The following is a 19,794-nucleotide window of genomic DNA, read 5'->3' on the forward strand; positions in this document are numbered from 1 at the left end:
AGATGACGTATTTCGAAAAAGACGCGATCGTGTCCGGTATCGGCATTTCCCGGATCGGCCGACGGACCGGCATCCCGGGACGGGATCTGACCATGGAGGCGGTGCGTGGTGCTATCGCCGACGCCGGCCTGCTGCCCGCCGACATCGACGGCATCGCGACCTTGGGCGATACGCCGGCCGAAGAGGTCACTGCCCAACTGCGTATCGAGGCGGCCGACTGCGGCAGCGGGTTCGGCACCGGCGGCCTGCTGAGTCCGGTGATGTCGGCATGTCGCGCGGTGTCCGAGCGGCGGGCCCGGCACGTGGTGGTGTATCGGACCATCCAGATGCTCGGCGGCACGGTGCCGGTCAAGCAGGAGGACAACGCCCCCGCCCCGCCCTTGGCGCGGATGTTCGAAACGCCCGAGGGTGAAGCCAAGCCGGCTGTCGGCGCGATGGACGATGTCAACGATCTGGTTGCGGCCCAAGCGTATTCGGCTGCGAACTGGTTGGCGCTGAACTGCCGCCGGCACATGGAGCTGTACGGCACCACCAAGGAGCAGTTGGGCTGGCTGGCGCTCAACGGCAGGCGTAACGCCGCACTGAATCCGCTTGCGGTCTACCGCGAGCCGATGACGATGGCCGACTACCTGGGGGCGCGACTGGTATCGACGCCGTTCGGGCTGCTGGATTGCGACGTGCCCATCGACGGATCGATCGCGGTGGTGGTCTCGAACGCCGAGTACGGGCCCGATTGCCCGCATCGGCCCGTGCGGGTGGAGGCGATCGGCGGATCCGACGGTGCTGGTGGGTGGTTCCACCGCGACGACTACCCGAAGATGGCGATGTCGGATGCTACCGCGCAGATGTGGTCGCGCACCGAGTTGAAACCCACCGACCTCGCGGTGGCCGAACTGTACGACGGTTTCACCTATCTCACCATCGCCTGGCTGGAAGCCCTGGGCGTCTGCGGTGACGGCGAGGCCGGCCCGTTCGTCGAAGGCGGCGCACGGATCGCCCGCGACGGGCAACTGCCGCTGAACACCTACGGCGGCCAACTTTCGGCCGGGCGCATGCACGGCTACTGGGCACTGCATGAAGGATGCCTGCAGCTGCGCGGCGAGGCGGGCGAGCGGCAGGTGGAGCAGCGTCCCGAGGTCGGCGTGGTTTCCGTGGGCGGGGGTCCGGTCGCGGGTTGCATGCTGCTCACCTGCTGAGAAGGCTTGTGGGAGTGCAGTATTGAGCTTCAGGTAAGCCCCGCGCCGCGCGCGGGCGGGACGAAAAAACTGGCTTCGACGATTGCCCGCGACATTGAGGCGGACATCGTGCGCCGCGGCTGGCCCGTCGGTGAATCGCTGGGTTCCGAACATGCGCTGCAACAGCGCTTTGGCGTGAGCCGGTCGGTGCTGCGGGAGGCAGTTCGGCTCGTCGAACACCATCGGGTGGCCCGGATGCGGCGTGGACCGGGCGGCGGGCTGCTGATCACTGAGCCCGATGCGGGGCCGGCGACCCGCGCCATCGTCATCTATCTCGAATACCTGGGCACCACGCTGGCCGATCTGCTCAACGCCCGACTGGTCCTCGAGCCGCTGGCGGCCTCGCTCGCGGCCGAACGCATCGACGAAGCCGGCATCGAGCGGCTGCGTGCAGTGCTGCACGCGGAGCAACAGTGGCGGCCGGGCCTACCGGCGCCGCGCGACGAGTTTCACATCGCGCTGGCGGAGCAGTCGAAAAACCCTGTCCTGCAACTCTTTATCGAGGTATTGATGAGGCTGACCACTCGGTACGCCCTGCGGTCGCGGACCGACTCGGCCAGTGAGGCCATCGAGGCGCTCGACTACATGCACAACGACCACTCCGACCTCGTTGCCGCGGTGACTGCTGGCGATTCCGCCCGGGCCAAGACGCTGTCCGAGCGACACGTTGAAGCGGTGAATGCCTGGCTGCACGAGCATCATCCGGGGCGCGCCGGCCGCCCCGGACGTAGACGGGGAACCGACGGGCAGGTCCCGCGCGGCAAGTTGGCAGAGGTGGTGGCGGCCGCCATCGGCGACGAAATCGGCTCAGGTGACTGGCAGGTGGGTTCGGTCTTCGGCACCGAAGCGGCCCTGCTGGAGCGCTACCGGGTGAGCCGCGCGGTGTTACGAGAAGCAGTCCGACTGCTGGAATACCACTCGGTCGCCCAGATGCGGCGCGGACCCGGCGGCGGTCTGATCGTCACCAAGCCGCACGCGCAAGCCAGCATCGACACGATCGCGCTGTACCTGCAATTCCGGAAGCCGAGCCGCGAAGATCTGCGTTGCGTGCGCGACGCCATCGAGATCGACAACGTCGCCAAGGTCGTCAAGCGGCGCACCGCACCCGAGGTGACAGCCTTCCTGCACACCCACCGGTCCGCGCTCGGCGCCGCGGTACACCTCGCCGACGAGGTGCGTCAGGCCACCTCGGAGGAAGCGCGGTTCCACATCGAGTTGGCGCGACTGGCCGGCAACGCGCTGCTGGACCTGTTCTTGAGGATCATCATCGAGTTGTTTCGCCGACACTGGTCCAGTACCGGGCAGGAGCCACCGGCCCGCGACGACGTCGTCGCGATCGAGCACGCGCACTCGCGGATTCTCGACGCGATCACCGCGGGCGACGATAGCTTGGCGCGCTACCGCATTCGGCGTCATCTGGACGCCGCCGCCTCGTGGTGGCTGTGACGAACATCCGCTTATCCGAGGCGCGTTTGTGACCACTTTCCTGCATAGGGAACGCGAGCGCTGGGTACTGGCATGGGTAATGGGGCGCGGGGATACGAAAAGGGGAGCCGGTCCGGCAGGGGGTTGGCATTGTTAATGGAAAGCGGGAGCGCCGAAATGATCAGGGGCACGGAGAACGAGCGTCAAGGCTTCGTTCATTCCGCGGTCCTCTACCACTCGCAACGCGAATACCTGGACGCCGTGGTGCCCTTCGTGCTCGAAGGGTTGGCGACGGACGAGCCGGTACTGGTAGCGGTGCCCGGTGACTATCTGGGATCGCTACGCGAGGCGCTCGGGGGTGAGGGTTCGACGAACGGGTTGCAGCTGGTCGACATCGTCGAGGCGGCGCGCAATCCGAGCCGGTTTCTCGCGCTGGAGGGCTCCTTTGTCGAGGAGAACGCCGGCCGGCGGGCGCGCATCGTCAGCCAGGTCTGCTGGCCGGAGCGCACGGCCGACGAGTTTCTGGCCTGCAAGCAGCACGAGGCGCTGGTCAACAGCGCCTTCGAGGATCGCCAGTTGACCGCGCTGTGCCTTTACGACGCGGCACGGCTGGACGACGACGTGTTGGCAAGTGCGCTTGCGACCCATCCGCTGCTGTGGAAATGCGGTGCGCTGCAACACAGCGCCGACTACGCGCCGGATGACGTGCTGGCACAGTGCAATCAGCCGCTACCGGCTAATCCGGGCGCCGTGACTTATATGGTCCGCGAATCCTCAGACCTGCGCCCAGCGCGGTCTTTCGCGGTCAACTACGCCGGCTGGGTTGGACTATCCCAGGACGGCATCGAAGATCTGCAACTGGTCGCCACCGAACTGGCCACCAATAGCTTGATGTACACCGACGGCGCCTGCCGGCTGGCCTTTTGGCGCGACGACGACCACCTGGTGTGCGAGGCGCGCGACAACGGCCGGCTCGACGATCCGCTGGTGGGGCGCCTGGACCCAGGCCCGACCGGCCCGGCCAGCCGGGGATTGTTCCTGGTCAATGCCATTTCGGACCTGGTCCGCACCCACACCGCCAGCACGGGAACGACGATTCAGGCGTATCTGCGGCTGAATTCGTCGCCCGGGCCCGTTAGCTGAAATAAGAGGCCCGCCAGGAACCGAGGTTCCCGGCGGGCCTCCTGCCCGAACGGTTAGAGACCTAGGCCGCCAAGTACTCCGCCCAAGAGCCCGCCGCTGGAGCCACCAACAAGACCGCCTCCGCCTGCGCCGCCCGCTGCGGTCGAGCACCCTGTCGGCAGTACTAAAACTGCGGCTACCCCGAGGGCGGCTGCGGTGGCTTTCAGCGTTTTCTTGGTGGAGTGCGACTTCATTGTCTTGCCTTTCCGTGAGGGGACAACCTAGCCGTTAATGGCCAATGCAAAGCCCGACTACCCCTTGTTAAACACATGTAAACCACGATTCGTGATATTTCTCACGTCAAGTTTCGTCATACCCGTACTGGCACAATGCAATTGAAGAGCTTTCCGTGGGCAGCGGGGCCGCAGCCAGAAAAATGACGTTCACGCAGGGGAAACCTTCCGGCGGATGGTTGCCGCCGGATCGCCGGTCTCGCCGGTTAGAGGGAGATGGTCAGCCCGCCGTTGCCACCCGTGCCGCCCACCGCTGTCGAGCATCCCGTCGGTACCAGCAACACCGCGACCAATCCGGCCGCGGCCGCGGCAACTTTGAAAGCGTTCTTGGCGGTCATCGACTTCATTGTCGGTTGCCTTTCATCTGAGCCGGTGGCGGCTAGGCGACGGAGGGATAGCCGCTATTGCACACAGGTAAACCGGTAGGACCGGTCAGTTCTCCGCGGCCGCTGCGCGTACCCAAGCCGACGACAAACGCGTCGGCACCAGCAACAATTCGATCAGCCCTCGCGCCACTGCCGCCGCGTCAAGCGCCTTCTCGGCTGCCGTCGACTTCATCGTCGTTGCCTTTCGCTCGGGGAAGGGGGTTCAGGCGACGACGGGATAACCACTATTGAACACATGTAAACCTGGGAGGTTCGATTGCTTCGCCGAGTGCGCAACCGATCGGGTAAGCGATTAACCGGCGCGATCGCCGGTACGGCATTCGGTGAACGCGACAAAATCGCGCTTCGCCTGGATCGATCGGTCGATGCCGATCGCGCGCAAGGGTGCGTCAGGGAATCATCGCCGGGGGCACTACGCCGCCCACGGAACCGCCGCCCGTGCCGCCGCTTACGGCACCGCCGCCGGCTGTTCCGCCGGCGGTTACCGAGCCGCAGCCTGTCGCGAACGCCATGAACATCAGCGCGATAGCCGATGTCGCCACTATTTTCTTGCTTCGTGCGGTCATCGGAAAACCCTTCGCCTGGCTGCTTTTATACTCGTGTCCAATATTAGCTGTAGCCAGGTGAACGACCACCGAACGAAGATGGAACACATCGCGCCAGGATGCCGATCGCGGTGGGTGGCGTCCGGCCGATTTCCCCCGTGCCAGGGCTTCAATCGAGTTCGCGGTGGCGAAGTCGCCGCAGCGCCGGCTCCGCTCACCCGAGCCTCGAAGGATCGTAAGTCCAGTAGCTGACGCGGTCCATTCCGGGTAGATGTCAAGAGGCTGCCGACCCCCGGTGGGGTGCGATATCCATTTGCACTATCGACGTCCGGCGCCTAATGTCGCGCTCGTGCGTCTTCTGAAGAGTGCCGTAGTAGCCAGCACCCGCAGCGGGGTCTGATCCAGACCGACCCCCCGCTGTGGGTCGGAAGCTACTACCGTCGGTCGCTCCTTTGACCAGAGAAGACCGACACCGTGACTCTTACCCAGCCTCTTTCCAGGCCTCTTTCCAGGCCGATCTCCCTTCCGGAGCACACTCCTGCCCGTGTTCCCGCCCGCCGGCGTGACGCCAACGCATGGTTCGGCGATCATTTCGGGGTTGCCGTGCCGCGCGGCCTGCGCGACCAGGCCAGCGCGATGACGTGGGAAAACTTCGTGTCGACCTACGGTCAGGCCGCGGGCCCACTGCGACTGGGGCAGTGGGTGTGCGCCGATACCGAGCGACCGACCGGGCGGCTTGGTCCGCAAGCCCGCAATTTCCGGGCGACGATCGCCGTCGGTGACTGCCTGCGCACCTCGACCGCTGCTGCCAGTGGGCCGATCGCCGCCCTGACCGCGATGCTGCATGAGCGCGGGATCGCCATCGAGACGTTGAAGTTTCACCAGATGGCTTCGAACGGATTAACCGCCACCTTCATCTGCGGCAGCGACGGCGTCCGCACCGAATGGGCGGTCGGTCTGTCGCAGGATCCGACTCAGTCGGCATTGCGCGCGCTGATCGCGTGCGCCAACCGGCTCATGGCCTGAGCACGCGGGTACGCGGGTTTACAGCGGGCGCAACACAATTGGCATGCCGTCCTTCGGCACTGGCATACCGCCGTAGTCCCACTCGCACTTGTAACCCGGGCGGGGCGGTTCCAGCCGGTAGCGGCGCAGTAGCCGGTGCAGGATCGTCTTGATCTCCAACTGCCCGAACGTCATTCCGATGCACTTGTGGGCGCCCCCGCCGAAGGGTGTGAACGCGTAGCGGTGCCGTTTGTGCTCGTTACGCGGCTCGGTGAACCGCTCCGGGTCGAATTTCAGTGGGTCCGTCCACAATTCGGGCAGCCGGTGATTCATGCCCGGATAGGCGATGACGTTGGTGCCCTTGGGGATGTAGTAGCCCAGCAGCTCGGTGTCGCGCACGGTCTGCCGCATGGCCCACTGCACCGGGGTCACCAGGCGGATCGACTCGTTCATCACCAAATCGAGTGATTCCAGCTTCTCCAGCGACTCGATGTCGACCGGCCCATCGCCCAGCCGGTCCGACTCCTCGCGGCAGCGCTGTTGCCACTCCGGGTGCTGGGCCAGGTTGTAGGCCATCGTCGTCACCGTCGAGGTCGAGGTGTCGTGGGCGGCCATCATCAGGAAGATCATGTGGTTGACGATGTCTTCGTCGGAGAACCTGTTTCCGTCCTCGTCCTCGGTGCGGCACAACACCGACAGCAGGTCGTCGCCCTGGGTGGCTCGCTGCTCCTTGACCCGCTCGCGGAAGTAGTTCTCCAGCAGCTCGCGCGCCTTGAGCCCCCGCCACCAGGTGAACGGCGGCACAGGGGTGCGGATGATGGCATTGCCGGCGCGGGTGGTGATCGCGAACGCGTTGTTGACCTTGGTCACCAGCTCGTGGTCGGTGCCCGGCTCGTGGCCCATGAACACCATCGACGCGATGTTGAGCGTCAGATCCTTCATTGCCGGGTAGAGCAGGAACCGCGCGTCGTTGACCACCCAGTCGTTGGAGACCGTCTGCGAGATGACCTTGTCCATCTGCTCGACATAGCTGACCAGCCGGGAGCGAACGAAGGCCTCCTGCATGATCCGCCGGTGGAACATGTGCTCTTCGAAGTCGAGCAGCATCAGTCCGCGGTGGAAGAACGGGCCGATGACCGGCACCCAGCCCTGTTGCGAGTAGTCCTTGTTGCGGTTGGAGTAGATGACCTGGGCGGCGTCCGGGCCCAGGGCGGCGATGCCCGGCAGCACGGGTGAATCCCCGAAGACCACCGGCCCCTTGGTGTTATAGAGGTGCATTAGATAGTCGGGCCCGCCCCGCAGCATCTCGATGATGTGCCCGATCACGGGCAGACCCGCGTCGCCGACGGCCGCCTTGAGGCCACTATCCGGCGGAGGGTCGGCCAGCTTCCGCTCGGGGAACTGGGTGTTCAGTAGCTTGCGCTCGACCATCCCCATGCCGGGGAAGTTGTTGATCGACGGTGTGAACCGGCGTTTCGCCTGGTCGAGCAGGTAGTGCGGCGTGCTGATGGTGGCGGGCATGGACGCTCCTTTGCGGACCCAGGGGCAGGTGACATCGGTCACTGTTCTTAACCTTCGACAAAAAGTTGACGGCTGTCAAGTTTGCTTTTGGGACGGTGTGGTGCAAGGTCAGGGGATGAGCAGCCACGCGGAGCCGGGCGAGCCGGCGACGCGGCGACGCGGCGACAAGCACCGGCAGGCGATCATGCAGGCGGTGCGGGAGCTGCTGCAGGAACGGCCGTTTGCGGAGCTGTCGGTCAGCACCATCAGCCTGCGAGCCGGGGTGGGTCGGTCCGGGTTCTACTTCTACTTCGACTCCAAGTACGCAGTGCTCGCTCAGATCGTCGCCGAGGCCACCCAGGAGCTCGAAGAGCTCACCCAGTTCTTCGCTCCCCGTCAGCCCGACGAGTCGCCCGAGCAGTTCGCCAAGCGCATGGTGGGCAGCGCCGCCGCCGTCTACGCGCACAACGACCCGGTGATGGCGGCCTGCAACGCCGCCCGGTATACCGACGTCGAGATCCGGGGCATCCTCGAGCAGCAGTTCGAGGTCGTCGTGGGTGAGATCGTCGCGATCGTCGACGCCGAGATGAAGGCGGGGACCGCCAATCCGATCAGCGACGACATCCCGACGCTGGTGCGCACCCTGACCGGTACGACGGCGCTGATGCTCACCGGTGATCCGGCCTTCATCGGCCGCGCCGACGACGACATCGACCGCCGCGTCCGGCTGCTCGAGCAGTTGTGGCTGAACTCGTTGTGGGGCGGCCGCCGCGGATAACCGCGGATCAGGCGTTACCGACGGTATCGTCACCCTCATGGCGCAGAGGGGATCCGCGCGGTATTTCGCGGGAAAGCGCAGTCTGATCACCGGCGCGGCCAGCGGCATCGGCCGGGCGACCGCGTTGCGGCTGGCGGCGCAGGGCGCCGAGTTGTTCCTGACGGATCGCGACGCCGACGGGCTGGCCCAGACCGTGGCCGACGCCCGCGCCCTGGGCGCGCAAGTGTCGGCGCATCGGGTGCTGGACATCTCCGACTACGACGAGGTGGCCGCGTTCGCCGCCGATATCCATGCCGCGCATCCGAGCATGGACGTCGTGATGAACATCGCCGGAGTGTCGGCCTGGGGGACCGTCGACCGGCTGAGCCACGAGCAGTGGACCAAGATGGTCGCGATCAATCTGATGGGTCCGATTCACGTCATCGAGACGTTCGTGCCGTCGATGGTGGCGGCCCGCCGCGGTGGGCATGTGGTCAATGTGTCGTCGGCGGCCGGGCTGGTCGCGCTGCCGTGGCACGCCGCCTACAGCGCCAGCAAGTACGGTTTGCGCGGTCTGTCGGAGGTATTGCGCTTCGACCTGGCCCGGCACCGCATCGGGGTTTCGGTCGTGGTGCCCGGGGCGGTCAAGACGCCGCTGGTCGACACGGTCGAAATCGCCGGCGTCGACCGCGAAGACCCCAAGGTGAGTCGCTGGGTCGACCGCTTCAGTGGTCATGCGGTGTCGCCGGAAAAGGCCGCCGAGAAGATCCTGGCCGGAGTGTCGAAGAACAGGTACCTGATCTACACGTCGCAGGACATCCGCGCGCTGTACGCGTTCAAACGGCTGGCCTGGTGGCCCTACAGCGTGGCGATGCGCCAGGTGAACGTCATCTTCACCCGGGCGCTGCGGCCGGCCCCGGCGCAATTAGGCCGGCATCACCAATTCGAGCCGGACCCCGAGTAGCCGGACCGGGCGGTCGAGTTCGAACAGATCCAGGACCCGCAGCGCCGCCGTGACGATGACGTCGGCATCGGTGGTGGGTACCGGCAGCTTGCGAATTTTGGTGCGAGTGTAGAACGTCGCGGTGCGCACGGTGACCGCGACCCGTGTGACGATTCGGTCCGCCGCGACGATTTCATCGAGCGCACGTCTCGCCAATTCTGTTACCGCCGAGTCCATTTCGGCGCGTTCGGTGAGGTCGCGCGGGAACGTGACGACGTGGCTGCGTGAGCGCGGGACCCACGGTTCGGCGCTGACCTCGGTGTCGCCGCCGCCCTTGGCGAGCAGCAGCAGCCACAGGCCGGTGCGCGGTCCGAAGGCGGACGTCAAAAGCTCGGCGTCACAATGAGCCAGCTCTCGTATCGTGGTGATATCCAGCGCCGCAAGCTTTTTCGACGTCTTGGGGCCCACGCCCCACAGTGCGTCGACCGGGCGATCGGCCATTACGTCCATCCAGTTCGCGTCGGTGAGGGTGAAGACTCCGCCGGGCTTCCCGAAGCCGGTGGCCACCTTGGCTCGTTGTTTGTTGTCGCTGATGCCGACTGAACAAGACAGCCCGGTTTCCGAAAGGACAACGGTGCGAATGTGTTCCGCGACTTCGGCGGGGTCGGCCGCCGTGACTGAAACGTAAGCCTCGTCCCAGCCCCACACCTCGACCGGGTGCCCCAGATCGCGCAGCAGCCCCATCACCTCCTCGGAGGCCTCGTCATAGGCGGCCGGGTCCGACGGCAAGAAGGTGGCGTCCGGGCAGCGCCGAGCCGCGGTGCGCAACGGCATGCCCGCATGTACCCCGAATTCGCGGGCTTGATACGAGGCGCAGGTGACGACCTTGCGTGGTTCGGTGGGATCGCCGCTGCCGCCGACGATGACGGGCAACCCGTCGAGCTCGGGATGTCGGCGCAGCTCGACCGAGGCCAGAAACTGGTCGAGATCGACGTGCAGGACCCAGCTCGTCGTCGGCGAGGCCATGTCGGTCAGGTCACCGCCCACACAGCTTGCGCGCCAGGCTTTCCCAGGCGTCGCCCAGGCTCTCCAGCGTGTGGCCGCCGTAATTCAGTTGGTGCTCAACGTAATCCACATCGAGTAAGGCCAGTAACGCATCGGTCTGCACGTCGAGATCGCCGCTGGTGTCGGCCGTCTGCAACAACACTCGCACGTGCGTGCGCTGTACCGACGCGGCGCCGGCGTGGCGGGTCAGCGGATCACCCTTGGCCGCGGACAGCAGCGCATGGTGGGTGTGCACGAAGCACAGGCGCTCGCGGCCGAACGCCAGCAGTCGCTCCATCGGCGCGGCGTCCGGACCCAGCGGCGGGGGGCCGAACAGGAACGCCTGCTGGCTGGCGCGTTCGTCCTCGTCGAGCAGCACCATCATCAGGCCGGCTCGGGTACCGAACCGGCGGAACAGCGTGCCCTTGCCGACGCCGGCGGCCGCCGCGACGTCGTCCATCGTGACCGCATCCGCGCCGCGCTTGGCCACCAGGCGGCGTGCTGCCTGCAGTAACAGCTCGCGGTTGCGTGCCGCGTCACCCCGCTCCTGTGGCAGCTCCCGCGGAGCCGACACGGGCAACTCGCCCAATCTCTCGACACCGCTCACCACTGCACTTTAACGCGGCCGGAATAAAACGGACTATAGTCCGCTTAAGCCGTGCAAGGATGTAGACCATCAACCGAAGGGAATCGAAACAGTGTCAGAGATCAAAGTCTTGGCGTTGGTAGGCAGCTTGCGGGCGGCGTCGGTAAATCGCCAGATCGCCGAGCTCGCGGTTGACGTGGCCCCCGACGATGTCACCGTGACCGTGTTCGAGGGGCTGGGCGATCTGCCGTTCTACAACGAGGAGATCGACGACGCGATGAACGCCGAGGCGGCCGCGCTGGCCCCGGTGGCCGCGTTGCGTGCCGCGGCGGCGGATGCGGATGCGGCGCTGATCGTCACTCCGGAGTACAACGGCAGCTACCCGGCAGTCGTCAAGAACGCGATCGACTGGTTGTCGCGCCCGTTCGGCGACGGCGCGCTCAAGGACAAGCCGCTGGCGGTGATCGGCGGGGCTTTCGGCCGCTACGGCGGCGTGTGGGCGCACGACGACACCCGCAAGTCCTTCGGCATCGCCGGCGCGCGAGTCGTCGAGGCGATCAAACTGTCGGTGCCGTTCGGAACTTTGGAGGGCAAAGCGCCCGCCGAGCACGCCGAACTGGTGGCCAATGTGCGCGACGCGGTCGGCAAGCTCGCGGCGGAAGTCGGCTGAATTTGGCTCCTGAATTGGCAGAAGTCAACAAGCCGTTCGCCCGGTGACCAGCAGCGTTCGGGAAAGTTAATAGCTAAAGCCGCCAGCCATGTGCTGGCGGCTTTGCTAGCGGCGGGTGGGCGCCCCGATGTCGCTCTCGTTGTCGGTGGGCGCTGCTATACCTCTACCCATGGGCGTCCCCACCGGTGTTTGTGATCTGCGACACGCCGAGGCGTGTCCGCGCGACAGGGCTTACGACCAGGGAATTTCAGAATTGTTATTCAGAACATCTTGTATCTACGGATCTTGTCAGCCACTAGGTGTAGTGTTTGGCGAGCCGGCAGATCCCAGGTTCACCAAGCCAGCGCGGCGCGGTGAACCTCTCGGAATCGGCTTCGTCAGGTCGTCAGAGCTGACCGCCGCAGACGGGAATCTTGGGGCTTGACGGATCGCTGAACATATCGGCGATGCAGTGCCCCAAGTAGTTGCCAGTCCATAGCAAATTTTCCGACCTTCTTCCCCGCAGAGGAGCGGCTTCAATGAGCATCACCGTGTACACCAAGCCGGCATGTGTGCAGTGCAGCGCCACCTACAAGGCTCTCGAGAAGCAGGGCCTGGCGTTCGAGAAGGTCGACATCAGCCTGGACGCCGAAGCGCGCGACTACGTGATGGCATTGGGCTATCTGCAGGCGCCCGTCGTGGTGGCAGGAAACGACCACTGGTCGGGCTTCCGGCCGGACCGCATCAAGGCGCTTGCTGGAGCCGCGCTCAGCGCCTGATGCAGTAGATGAGCAAGTAAGGAGGTTGCGGTGCCATGGATAGCACGCAGCGCAACCTGGATTGGATGAGTGACGACCCGCACCGCCCGGCGGCGCCGGGCTTGCGATCGTCACTGGTCTATTTTTCGTCGGTGTCGGAGAACACCCACCGCTTCGTGCAGAAGCTGGGTGTTCCCGCCACGCGAATCCCGTTGCACGGCCGCATCGAGGTCGACGATCCGTACGTATTGATACTGCCCACGTACGGCGGCGGGAAGGCCACGCCTGACATAAACAACGGTGGCTACGTCCCTAAACAGGTCATCGCCTTTTTGAACAACGAGCACAACAGGTCGTTGATCCGCGGCGTCATCGCCGCGGGCAACAACAACTTCGGTGCCGAATTCGCCTATGCGGGCAACGTGGTTTCCCGCAAATGCGGCGTGCCCTACCTCTACCGCTTCGAACTAATGGGTACCCCGGACGACGTGGAAGCCGTTCGCGCGGGCTTGGAAGAATTCTGGAAGGACCAGACGTGTCACCAACCGTCACTGCAGAGCCTGTAACCACCGGCGCCCACGCGTTGCCGGGGGAGACCGACTACCACGCGCTCAACGCGATGCTGAATCTGTACGACAAAGACGGCAAGATTCAGTTCGATAAGGACCGCGAGGCCGCGCATGAGTATTTCCTGCAGCACGTCAACCAGAACACGGTCTTCTTCCACAATCAGGACGAGAAACTTGACTACCTGATCAAGGAGAACTACTACGAGCGCGAGGTGCTCGACCAGTACAGCCGCAACTTCGTCAAGACGCTGCTGGACCGGGCCTATGCCAAGAAGTTCCGGTTCCCGACCTTCCTGGGGGCCTTCAAGTACTACACCTCGTACACGCTGAAGACGTTCGACGGGAAGCGCTACCTCGAGCGCTTCGAGGACCGCGTCGTGATGGTCTCGCTCACGCTGGCCGCCGGCGACAACGCGCTGGCCGAGAAGCTCGTCGACGAGATCATCGACGGCCGGTTCCAGCCGGCGACCCCGACGTTTTTGAACTCGGGCAAGAAGCAGCGCGGTGAGCCGGTGAGCTGCTTTTTGCTGCGCATCGAGGACAACATGGAGTCGATTGGGCGTTCGATCAACTCCGCGCTGCAGCTGTCCAAGCGTGGTGGGGGAGTTGCGTTGTTGCTGAGCAACATTCGCGAACACGGCGCTCCGATCAAGAACATCGAGAACCAATCCTCGGGTGTCATCCCGATCATGAAACTGCTCGAGGACTCGTTCTCCTACGCCAATCAACTGGGGGCGCGTCAAGGTGCGGGCGCGGTGTACCTGCACGCGCACCACCCGGACATCTACCGGTTCCTGGACACCAAGCGCGAGAACGCCGACGAGAAGATCCGGATCAAGACGCTGAGCCTCGGTGTGGTGATTCCCGACATCACCTTCGAGCTGGCCAAGAAGAACGAGGACATGTACCTGTTCTCGCCGTACGACGTCGAGCGGGTCTACGGCATGCCCTTCGCCGACATCTCGGTGACCGAGAAGTACTACGAGATGGTCGACGACGCGCGCATCCGCAAGACTAAGATCAAGGCGCGCGAATTCTTCCAGACGCTGGCCGAGCTGCAGTTCGAGTCCGGCTACCCGTACATCATGTACGAGGACACGGTGAACCGGGCCAACCCGATCGAGGGCAAGATCACGCACTCGAACCTGTGCTCGGAGATTCTGCAGGTATCCACGCCGTCGTTGTTCAACGAAGACTTGTCGTATGCCAAAGTGGGCAAGGATATTTCGTGCAACCTCGGTTCGCTGAACATCGCGAAGGCCATGGACTCGCCGGACTTCGCCCAGACCATCGAGGTGGCGATCCGGGCGCTGACCGCGGTGAGCGACCAGACGCACATCTGGTCGGTGCCGTCAATCGAGCAGGGCAACAACGAATCCCACGCGATCGGGCTGGGGCAGATGAATCTGCACGGCTATCTGGCTCGCGAGCGCATCTTGTACGGCTCCGAAGAAGGTGTCGACTTCACCAACATGTACTTCTACACCGTGCTCTACCACGCACTGCGGGCGTCGAATCGGATTGCGATCGAACGCGGTAGCAAGTTCGGTGGTTTCGACAAGTCGAAGTACGCCTCGGGCGAGTTCTTCGACAAGTACACCGAGCAGGTGTGGGAGCCGGCCACCGCCCGGGTGCGGGAGCTGTTCGCCGAGGCGGGCATCCGCATTCCGACGCAAGAGGATTGGCAGCGGCTCAAGGAATCGGTGCAACAGCACGGTATCTACAACCAGAACCTGCAGGCCGTGCCGCCGACGGGGTCGATCTCCTACATCAACCACTCGACGAGCTCGATTCATCCGGTGGCGTCCAAGATCGAGATCCGTAAGGAAGGCAAGATCGGGCGGGTCTATTACCCGGCGCCGTATCTGACCAACGACAACTTGGAGTACTACCAGGACGCCTACGAGATCGGTTACGAGAAGATCATCGACACCTATGCCGCGGCCACCCAGCACGTGGACCAGGGCCTGTCGCTGACGCTGTTCTTCAAGGACACCGCCACCACCCGCGACGTGAACAAGGCGCAGATCTACGCCTGGCGCAAGGGAATCAAGACGCTGTACTACATCCGGTTGCGGCAGATGGCTCTGGAAGGAACCGAGGTCGAGGGCTGCGTCTCCTGCATGCTGTAAGCCCGTAAGCCCTAAAGCCGCGGCGAGTGTGAATCTGGCGACGGCTCAACGGCGTGTCGCGTGGTCAGATGCACACTCGGGGTGGGTAGCCCCCATCAGTTGTAACTGTCGTCTCGTCATCGGACGACGCGGTAGCGCAGATGCGCTACGCCGGGAGCCTCGAGCACCCGAACCAGTTCGAGTTGTGGCCGACCTGACGCAAAGCCATCGAGTAGGCGCTCGCCGGATCCGAGGATCACCGGGTTTACCTGAAGATCGATCTCGTCGACGATCCCCGCCTCGATCGCCTGTCGGGCGCAGGAAGCGCCTCCCGCGATGGAGATGGGTCGGTCGCCGGCGGCGGACCTGGCTTGGCCATATGCCGATTCGACCCCGTCGGTGACAAAGTGAAACGTTGTGCCACCGTCCATCTCGATGGGGTCCCGCGCGTAGTGGGTGAGCACGAACACCGGGCAGTGGTAGGGCGGGTCGGCGCCCCACCAACCCCGCCATTGCGAATCCCCCCAGTCGCCGCGCACCGGGCCGAACATGTTGCGGCCCATGATTGTTGCACCCATCCCGTCCAACATGTCGGCGACCACGCGCCGATTCACCGGATGATCCTTGGCGGAGCCCAGATGCCAATCGTGCAGGGCTCTGCCGCCAATGCCGAGCGGCTCGTCTTCGCTCTGCTCGGGTCCCGCAACGTAGCCGTCGGCGGAGATCGACATCGAAAGATTCGTTCTGGGCATACCCACTCCGACTCTGCCGCGCAGGAAAACTCACCGGTGAGGCGCGCCGAGTGTGACTCTGACGACGGTTTCACGGCGTGTCGCGTCGTGAGGTTCACTCTCGGCGGGGCGCGTACAAGGCAGTCTGCCCAGGTCAGCGGGCCCGGCGCGGTATGGTGCTTGATGTGGTGAGAGTGCCCCGACCTGCCAGACCCCACCCGAGCGTCAAGCCGGGAGCCAAGGTCGACGCGCGCAGCGAGCGTTGGCGTGAACATCGCAAGAAGGTGCGCGGCGAAATCGTCGAGGCGGCGTTTCGTGCGATCGACCGGCTGGGACCCGAACTGAGTGTGCGGGAGATCGCCGAAGAGGCCGGCACCGCCAAGCCGAAGATCTACCGCCACTTCCACGACAAGTCCGACCTCTTCCAGGCGATCGGCGAGCGGCTTCGCGACATGTTGTGGGCGGCGATCTTCCCCTCGATCGACCTGGCCACCGACTCGGCCCGCGAGATCGTCCGGCGCAGCGTCGACGAGTACGTCAACCTGGTCGACAAGCACCCCAACGTGTTGCGCGTGTTCATTTCGGCGCGCTCCGGAGCGACCACCGAGTCGACGGTGCGCACCCTCAACGAGGGCCGTCAGATCACGCTGACCATTGCCGACATGTTCGACAACGAGCTCAAGGACTTCAAGCTCGACCATGCCGCCTTCGAACTGGCCGCACACGCGGCCTTCGGATCGGCGGCGTCGTCCACCGAGTGGTGGCTGGGGGAACCCGGCAGCCCGCGACGCATGCCGCGCGATCAGTTTGTCGCCCACCTGACGACGATCATGATGGGGGTCATCGTCGGCACCGCCGAAGCGCTGGGCATCGCGGTCGACCCTGATCAGCCGGTGCACAGCGCCGTGCGGAGTAACCCCGCGGCCAGCTGAGGACTAAAGGCCCGTTGACATCAGCAGGGCTTTCGTCAAGACTCGGTCTCAATCGATACCGTCGGTACCGGGTATCCGCGTTAGCCGGCCCAAGGTAAACATGAGGTGCGGCGGCTAATGCACGAGCCGATAAGCCAATAGAAGGACCGATCCACTGTGACCGATGCATTGACACAAGCCGAAGCAAACCCAGTTTCGGGGCGTGAGGCCCCGGCACCGGTGCATACCCGCGCGCTGATCATCGGGACCGGGTTCTCCGGGCTGGGCATGGGGATCAAGCTGCAGCAGCAGGGCGTGGATTTCGTAATCCTGGAGAAAGCCGATGACGTCGGCGGCACTTGGCGCGACAACAGCTACCCCGGGTGCGCCTGCGACATCCCGTCACACCTGTACTCGTTCTCATTCGAGCCCAAGCCGGACTGGAAAAACCCGTTCTCCTACCAGCCCGAGATCTGGGACTACCTCAAGGGTGTCACCGAGAAGTACGGGCTGCGCCGCTACATCGAGTTCAATTCGCTGGTCGATCGCGGACATTGGGACGACGACGAACACCGCTGGCACGTGTTCACCACCGATGGACGCGAATACGTCGCCCAGTTCCTGATCTCGGGTGCCGGCGCGCTGCACATCCCGTCGATCCCCGAGATCGAGGGTCGCGACGAATTCCGCGGTCCCGCTTTCCATTCCGCCGAGTGGGACCACAGCGTAGACCTCACCGGCAAGCGGGTGGCAATGATCGGGACCGGCGCCAGCGCGATCCAGATCGTCCCCGAGATCGTCGGGCAGGTCGGCGAGCTTCAGCTGTACCAACGCACCCCGCCGTGGGTGGTCCCGCGGTCGAACCCCGACCTGCCGGTTGCGCTGCGCCGGGCCATGGAGAACGTGCCCGGGCTGCGCGCGCTGGTGCGGCTGGTCATCTACTGGGGACAGGAGGCGCTGGCATTCGGCATGACGAAGCGGCCGAACGCGCTGAAATTCATTGAGGCGTATTGCAAATACAACATCCGTCGCTCGGTCAAGGATCGCGAGCTGCGCCGCAAGCTGATCCCGAACTACCGCATCGGCTGCAAGCGAATTCTGAACTCGTCGACGTACTACCGTGCGGTCGCCGACCCGAAGACCGAACTGATCACCGACCGCATCACCCGGATCACGCCCGACGGGATCGTGACGGCCGATGGCACCGAACGCCCGGTGGACGTAATCGTCTACGGCACCGGCTTTCACGTCACCGACTCCTACACCTACGTCCAGATCAAAGGACGCCACGGTGAGGACCTGGTCGACCGCTGGAACCGGGAGGGCATCGGTGCGCACCGGGGAATCACCGTCGCAGACATGCCCAACCTGTTCTTCCTGCTGGGTCCCAACACCGGGCTGGGGCACAACTCGGTGGTGTTCATGATCGAGTCCCAGATCCGCTACGTCGCCGACGCGATCAAGAAGTGCGACAAATTCGGCGCGCAGGCGCTGGCGCCGACCCGCGCGGCGCAGGACAAGTTCAACGACGAGTTGCAGGAGCAGCTCAAGGGATCGGTGTGGAACAGCGGCGGTTGCAGCAGCTGGTATCTCGACGAGCACGGCAAGAACACCGTGCTGTGGGGCGGCTACACCTGGCAGTACTGGCGTTCCACCCACTCGGTCAAACCCGAGGAATATCAGTTCTTCGGCGTGCGCAGCGGGTCACGCGCACAGCGCTCCGCGGTGGCCGCGCAGGGCTGAACCCGCTGCTGAGACAAAACCGCAGTTCAGGACTCCCCAAAAGAAGTGGGCAGGCTTTAGACTCGGAGGTTTATGAGCGCGTATCAGACCGTCGTGGTCGGCACCGATGGCTCGGACTCGTCGCTGCGTGCGGTGGACCGCGCGGCCGCGATCGCGGCGGACGATGGGGCGAAATTGATCGTAGCGACGGCACATCCCCCCGTCGCTGAGGAACGCGGTCGCTACGCCATCCCGCCGGGGAGCGACCACGGTCAGGATTACCGGACCGTGGGCCAGGCCCCCTACTACGCGATCCTGCACAACGCCAGGGAGCGGGCCCACCAAGCCGGCGCCAAGAACGTGGAGGAGAAGGCGATCGTCGGCGCCCCCATCACTGCGCTGGTACAGCTCGCCGAGGAGGTCGGTGCCGACCTGCTGGTCGTCGGCAACGTCGGGCTCGCCAGCGTCGCGGGGCGGCTGCTGGGATCGGTCCCCTCCGAAGTCTCCCGCAGGGCCAAGATGGATGTCCTGATCGTCCACACCTCCGATTGAAGCATCGGCTAGGCGCCCACCGAAGTCGTTGCGGCGCTGGGCCTTTCGGTTGACTGCTTGGCGAAGGACCGAAGGTTCGAGCGCACGATCCGGTCCAAGACCCGGTCCGAGACGACGCGGCTGACCCGCACCAGGATCGCGGCGTCACGCCCGATCGTGTAGCGAGTCCGCGGCCGAGAAGCGGTGGCCGCCTTGGCGATGACTTTCGCGGCATGCCCGGCCGAAACGCCGACCTCGCCGAACGATCGGGCCTGTGCGGTGACGGCCGCGGCGAGGTCGCCATACCGGGCGAGTTGGGTGTCGGTCATGTTGGCCTGCAGCTCTTCGGCGGTGGCGATTCCACGTTCGGCCATTTCGGTCTTGACCGCGCCGGGCTCGACGACGACCACTTTGATGCCCAGTTCGGCGATCTCACGCCGTAGCGCGTCACTGACCGCCTCGAGGGCGAACTTCGAACCGGCGTAGGCGCCGTAAGTCGGCAAGACCACCTTTCCGCCGACGGAACTGATGTTCACGACGGTTCCGGCGCTGAGCAGTAGTGCCGGCAACAATGCCTGGGTCATCGCGATGTGACCGAACAGATTTACCTCGAACTGCTTGCGCCACTGAGTAATCGGCAAGGCTTCCACCGGGGCGTTGATCGCGATGCCGGCGTTGTTGATCAACGCGCGCAACGGGCGATGCAGTGGATCGTGGGCGACCCGCTCGGCGATCGCGGCCACGTCCGATTCCATGGTGATATCGAGAATCACGGGTTCTAACCCCTCGAGCCCGTCGGCCACTAACGCGTCGGCGTCGGCATCGCGGCGGACACCGGCCAACACATGAAAACCTCTGCAGGCCAGTTCTTTTGCCGTTGCCGCTCCGATGCCGGTGGAAGCACCGGTCACGACGACCAGTTCCTGACGGTCAATGCGGTTCGAGGAATTCATGACAATCTCCATCCGGTG

General features: G+C 64.8%; 21 protein-coding genes. 13 read left to right on the plus strand and 8 right to left on the minus strand.

Features of this window, described 5'->3' with window-relative positions; translation table 11 throughout:
• The first annotated feature begins 2 nt into the window (after positions 1–2).
• The 3 genes from AC5Y5O_RS13955 to AC5Y5O_RS13965 all read left to right on the plus strand — a co-directional run bounded on the left by AC5Y5O_RS13955 (position 3) and on the right by AC5Y5O_RS13965 (position 3,803).
• Entirely contained in the window at positions 3–1,196 is a 1,194-nt protein-coding gene (locus tag AC5Y5O_RS13955) for a thiolase family protein (RefSeq protein ID WP_096290945.1), read from the plus strand.
• A 21-nt stretch (positions 1,197–1,217) separates the two neighbouring features.
• Entirely contained in the window at positions 1,218–2,681 is a 1,464-nt protein-coding gene (locus AC5Y5O_RS13960; protein WP_096290946.1) for a FadR/GntR family transcriptional regulator, read from the plus strand.
• 156 nt (positions 2,682–2,837) lie between these two features.
• Entirely contained in the window at positions 2,838–3,803 is a 966-nt protein-coding gene (locus AC5Y5O_RS13965) for an anti-sigma factor RsbA family regulatory protein (protein ID WP_096290947.1), read from the plus strand.
• A gap of 478 nt (positions 3,804–4,281) precedes the next feature.
• On the opposite strand, the gene AC5Y5O_RS13970 is transcribed toward AC5Y5O_RS13965, so the two are convergent.
• The 3 genes from AC5Y5O_RS13970 to AC5Y5O_RS13980 all read right to left on the minus strand — a co-directional run bounded on the left by AC5Y5O_RS13970 (position 4,282) and on the right by AC5Y5O_RS13980 (position 5,027).
• Positions 4,282–4,413, minus strand: coding sequence for a hypothetical protein (locus AC5Y5O_RS13970; protein ID WP_279304386.1), 132 nt, complete (start codon positions 4,411–4,413; stop codon positions 4,282–4,284).
• A gap of 94 nt (positions 4,414–4,507) precedes the next feature.
• Positions 4,508–4,633 carry a hypothetical protein gene (locus AC5Y5O_RS13975; protein WP_279304387.1) on the minus strand — a complete coding sequence of 42 codons (126 nt, stop codon included), beginning with the start codon at positions 4,631–4,633 and terminating at the stop codon, positions 4,508–4,510.
• A 217-nt stretch (positions 4,634–4,850) separates the two neighbouring features.
• Complete coding sequence (locus tag AC5Y5O_RS13980; RefSeq protein ID WP_165796328.1) at positions 4,851–5,027, minus strand: hypothetical protein; 177 nt, start codon at positions 5,025–5,027, stop codon at positions 4,851–4,853.
• 495 nt (positions 5,028–5,522) lie between these two features.
• On the opposite strand from AC5Y5O_RS13980, the gene AC5Y5O_RS13985 reads away from it, so the two are divergent.
• Positions 5,523–6,032, plus strand: a complete 510-nt coding sequence (locus AC5Y5O_RS13985) for a 2-isopropylmalate synthase (protein ID WP_096290948.1) — start codon at positions 5,523–5,525, stop codon at positions 6,030–6,032.
• A gap of 18 nt (positions 6,033–6,050) precedes the next feature.
• Here the strand turns inward: AC5Y5O_RS13985 and AC5Y5O_RS13990 are convergent, their stop codons facing one another.
• Positions 6,051–7,532, minus strand: a complete 1,482-nt coding sequence (locus AC5Y5O_RS13990) for a cytochrome P450 (protein ID WP_096285800.1) — start codon at positions 7,530–7,532, stop codon at positions 6,051–6,053.
• 115 nt (positions 7,533–7,647) lie between these two features.
• Between AC5Y5O_RS13990 and AC5Y5O_RS13995 the strand changes: the two genes are divergently transcribed.
• Entirely contained in the window at positions 7,648–8,289 is a 642-nt protein-coding gene (locus AC5Y5O_RS13995; protein WP_096285802.1) for a TetR/AcrR family transcriptional regulator, read from the plus strand.
• A 37-nt stretch (positions 8,290–8,326) separates the two neighbouring features.
• Complete coding sequence (locus AC5Y5O_RS14000; RefSeq protein ID WP_096285804.1) at positions 8,327–9,232, plus strand: SDR family oxidoreductase; 906 nt, start codon at positions 8,327–8,329, stop codon at positions 9,230–9,232.
• Here the strand turns inward: AC5Y5O_RS14000 and AC5Y5O_RS14005 are convergent.
• Positions 9,194–10,237 carry a DNA polymerase IV gene (locus tag AC5Y5O_RS14005; RefSeq protein WP_096290949.1) on the minus strand — a complete coding sequence of 348 codons (1,044 nt, stop codon included), beginning with the start codon at positions 10,235–10,237 and terminating at the stop codon, positions 9,194–9,196. The two genes, AC5Y5O_RS14000 and AC5Y5O_RS14005, sit on opposite strands and share 39 nt — an antisense overlap.
• 10 nt (positions 10,238–10,247) lie before the next feature.
• Positions 10,248–10,862 (minus strand): TetR/AcrR family transcriptional regulator, encoded by a 615-nt coding sequence (locus AC5Y5O_RS14010; RefSeq protein ID WP_096290950.1) that lies wholly within the window; start codon positions 10,860–10,862, stop codon positions 10,248–10,250.
• An 82-nt stretch (positions 10,863–10,944) separates the two neighbouring features.
• Between AC5Y5O_RS14010 and AC5Y5O_RS14015 the strand changes: the two genes are divergently transcribed.
• The 4 genes from AC5Y5O_RS14015 (at position 10,945) to nrdE (ending at position 14,949) form a co-directional block, all read left to right on the plus strand.
• Positions 10,945–11,511 carry an NAD(P)H-dependent oxidoreductase gene (locus AC5Y5O_RS14015; protein ID WP_096285806.1) on the plus strand — a complete coding sequence of 189 codons (567 nt, stop codon included), beginning with the start codon at positions 10,945–10,947 and terminating at the stop codon, positions 11,509–11,511.
• A gap of 518 nt (positions 11,512–12,029) precedes the next feature.
• The gene (locus AC5Y5O_RS14020) at positions 12,030–12,269 is read left to right on the plus strand and encodes a redoxin NrdH (RefSeq protein WP_096285808.1); all 240 of its coding nucleotides are present in this window, start codon (positions 12,030–12,032) and stop codon (positions 12,267–12,269) included.
• Between the two features lie 65 nt (positions 12,270–12,334).
• Positions 12,335–12,814, plus strand: a complete 480-nt coding sequence (nrdI, locus tag AC5Y5O_RS14025; protein ID WP_096290951.1) for a class Ib ribonucleoside-diphosphate reductase assembly flavoprotein NrdI — start codon at positions 12,335–12,337, stop codon at positions 12,812–12,814.
• Positions 12,784–14,949 carry a class 1b ribonucleoside-diphosphate reductase subunit alpha gene (gene nrdE / locus AC5Y5O_RS14030; protein ID WP_096285810.1) on the plus strand — a complete coding sequence of 722 codons (2,166 nt, stop codon included), beginning with the start codon at positions 12,784–12,786 and terminating at the stop codon, positions 14,947–14,949. The genes nrdI and nrdE overlap by 31 nt, the downstream gene beginning before the upstream one ends.
• A 116-nt stretch (positions 14,950–15,065) precedes the next feature.
• Here nrdE and AC5Y5O_RS14035 read toward each other — a convergent pair whose 3' ends face one another.
• Positions 15,066–15,680, minus strand: a complete 615-nt coding sequence (locus AC5Y5O_RS14035; protein WP_096285812.1) for a dihydrofolate reductase family protein — start codon at positions 15,678–15,680, stop codon at positions 15,066–15,068.
• A gap of 164 nt (positions 15,681–15,844) precedes the next feature.
• Between AC5Y5O_RS14035 and AC5Y5O_RS14040 the strand changes: the two genes are divergently transcribed.
• The 3 genes from AC5Y5O_RS14040 to AC5Y5O_RS14050 all read left to right on the plus strand — a co-directional run bounded on the left by AC5Y5O_RS14040 (position 15,845) and on the right by AC5Y5O_RS14050 (position 18,844).
• Entirely contained in the window at positions 15,845–16,591 is a 747-nt protein-coding gene (locus tag AC5Y5O_RS14040; protein ID WP_370495585.1) for a TetR/AcrR family transcriptional regulator, read from the plus strand.
• A gap of 168 nt (positions 16,592–16,759) precedes the next feature.
• On the plus strand, positions 16,760–18,313 hold the full coding sequence (locus AC5Y5O_RS14045) for a flavin-containing monooxygenase (RefSeq protein WP_096290953.1): 1,554 nt from the start codon (positions 16,760–16,762) through the stop codon (positions 18,311–18,313).
• A 72-nt stretch (positions 18,314–18,385) separates the two neighbouring features.
• The gene (locus tag AC5Y5O_RS14050) at positions 18,386–18,844 is read left to right on the plus strand and encodes a universal stress protein (RefSeq protein WP_096285813.1); all 459 of its coding nucleotides are present in this window, start codon (positions 18,386–18,388) and stop codon (positions 18,842–18,844) included.
• 8 nt (positions 18,845–18,852) lie between these two features.
• Here the strand turns inward: AC5Y5O_RS14050 and AC5Y5O_RS14055 are convergent, their stop codons facing one another.
• The gene (locus AC5Y5O_RS14055) at positions 18,853–19,776 is read right to left on the minus strand and encodes an SDR family NAD(P)-dependent oxidoreductase (RefSeq protein WP_096290954.1); all 924 of its coding nucleotides are present in this window, start codon (positions 19,774–19,776) and stop codon (positions 18,853–18,855) included.
• Positions 19,777–19,794: the final 18 nt, after the last annotated feature.

It is taken from the genome of Mycobacterium sp. NGS40 (genome assembly GCF_059812735.1).